3 protein-coding genes are annotated in these 2,214 nt (G+C 66.8%); all 3 read right to left on the bottom strand.

The window, feature by feature from the left end; translation table 11 throughout:
- Positions 1-318, bottom strand: a 318-nt coding sequence (locus tag WAN71_RS17315; protein WP_422226506.1) for a CoA transferase, incomplete at its 3' end; no start/stop codon positions are given.
- 136 nt (positions 319-454) lie between these two features.
- On the bottom strand, positions 455-1,267 hold the full coding sequence (locus tag WAN71_RS17320) for a mycofactocin-coupled SDR family oxidoreductase (protein ID WP_422226507.1): 813 nt from the start codon (positions 1,265-1,267) through the stop codon (positions 455-457).
- 13 nt (positions 1,268-1,280) lie between these two features.
- Positions 1,281-2,214: class I adenylate-forming enzyme family protein (locus WAN71_RS17325; RefSeq protein ID WP_422226508.1), on the bottom strand; the 934-nt coding region annotated here is incomplete at its 5' end.

Raw genomic sequence — 2,214 nt, forward strand, 5'->3', positions numbered from 1 at the left:
GTGGGTGAGTCCGATGCGTTCGTCCGTGGTCGGGCGCATGGTGTTGACCATCACGTCGGCGCGGCGCAACAGAGCGCGCATACGCGCCAGATCGGTGTCGTCGTGCAGGTCCAATGTCACGCTGCGCTTGCCGCGCAGCAGGGCGGGCCAGCCCGCGAGCTCGCGCAACGGACTACCATCGGGCGGCTCGACCATGATCACCTCGGCGCCGCAGTCAGCGAGGAACTGCGTCGCCTGCGCTCCGGGCAGCGTCGTCGATAGGTCGACGACCACGAGGCCGGCCAGTGGTCCGTCCGACGCCGAACCGACTTCCGGCATATTCGCTCCCTACCGTGTGCTGGCAGATGTCGTCACTGCGCGTTGCGACGCACGCCACGCCAGCATCGCAGCGCTCAAGATTAATGTCAATGCATTATTCTTGCGACCGACGCGACCAGCCCTGAGCCGTTCTGGCTCAGCGCACCGCAAATCCGGCATCCAGCGGCCACGCCACCCCGGTGATGAACTTCGCCTCGTCGGAGACCAGCCACGCCACCGCACCGGCGATGTCTTCGGGCATCAGCACCTGAATCGGCAGCGCGTTCTGCATCGCGGCGACTGCGGTGTCGTTGGCCTCGAGCAGCTTGCCCATGGTTTCGTTCATCACCATACCGGTGGCCACGCCGGTGGGATGGATGGTGTTGACCCGAATCCAATACTGCGCCAACTCATTCGCCCACACCTGCATCAGCCCGACCAGCCCCCGCTTGGCGGCCGTGTAAGCCTGGCCGCCTGCCCGGTCGGTGCCGGTGCCCTTCAATCCGGCACTGGAACTCGTCAGAACGATGGATCCGCCGCCGCCGTCGATGAGCGCGGGGATAGCGGCCTCGACTGTGTTCCAGACCCCGATGAGGTTCACGTCGACGATGTCGCGGAAGATCTGGCGGCGGTCTCCTTCGCCACCGAGTCTGATGATTCCGGCGTTCGCGATGACGATGTCGAGGCGGCCGAACTCGCGGACGCCTTCGTCGACGACCCGTTGCATTGCATCGGCGTCGCGGACGTCCGCTTGGTGGGCGATGATCCGCCGACCTTCGTTCTCGACGAGTTTGATGGTTTCGTCGAGGTCGTCGGGCGTGGCGTTGGGGTAGTCCATCGAGTCGATATCGCGACAGATGTCCACCGCCACGATGTCGGCGCCTTCGGCAGCGAGCCGAACGGCGTGGGCGCGGCCCTGACCTCGTGCCGCGCCGGTGATGAACGCTACCCGTCCGTCGTGTCTTCCCATGGCTCGATTCCTCTCATCCTGTCGGTCGTCGACGTTGAATGTCTTTGTTGTGCAACGTGATCAGCTCGCGCAGCGCGATCCGGTCCGGCTTGAGCATCGCCGTCAGCGGTAACTCGTCGACGATCAGCAATTCGTCGGGCGCCTTGTAGTCCGCCAATTCGCCCGCCACGTGAGTTCGCAACTCAGCCAGCGTCGGCGGGGTTCCGGCGTCCGCCGGCACGACGCACGCGACGCCGATCTCTCCGATCACCGGCACGGAACGCCCAACTACGGCAGCATGTTTCACGCCTTCGTGACCGGCGAGCGCCCGCTCCACCTCACCGGGATGCACGTTGTAGCCGCCGCGGATGTACATGTCGCCGCGGCGCCCGACGAGGGTGAGGTTGCCGTCGGCGCCGAGCACGCCGATGTCACCGGTACGCAGCCAGCCGTCGCGCAGCACCTCTGCGGTGAGCTCGGGGTTGCGCCAGTAGCCGCGCATCACGCAGGGGCCACTCACCTCGACACCGCCGTCGGATCCGACGCGCACCTCCATCCCTGCAGCGGGCCGCCCGACGGTACGGAACTGGACCTCAGCGGGGTCTTCTGGGTCGGTCCCGCAGATCGTCGGACATTCGGTCATCGCGTACCGCACCACGAGCGGTACGCCGATCCGCTCGGCAACCCGGCGCACCAGTTCGGGCGGTGCGGGCGCCGTCGCCGCGACCCCGATCCGCAAGTCCGGCAACGCCTGCGGGCTCACGCCATCGACGTCGAGCAGCTTGGCCCACTGGGTCGGCACCGCGCCCGCCACGGTGACCCGCTCGTCGCGGAGCACGTCGAACATGCCCTGGGCCGACCACGGTGTCGGCGGCACCACCAGCGTGCTGCCCCACACCAACTGATCCCAGAGCTTGAACATGTAGCCAGCGTGCGAAAACGGCGTAGACGTAAGGCGTCTGTCGTAG

The organism is Mycobacterium sp. (genome assembly GCF_049280035.1).
Taxonomy (GTDB): domain Bacteria; phylum Actinomycetota; class Actinomycetes; order Mycobacteriales; family Mycobacteriaceae; genus Mycobacterium.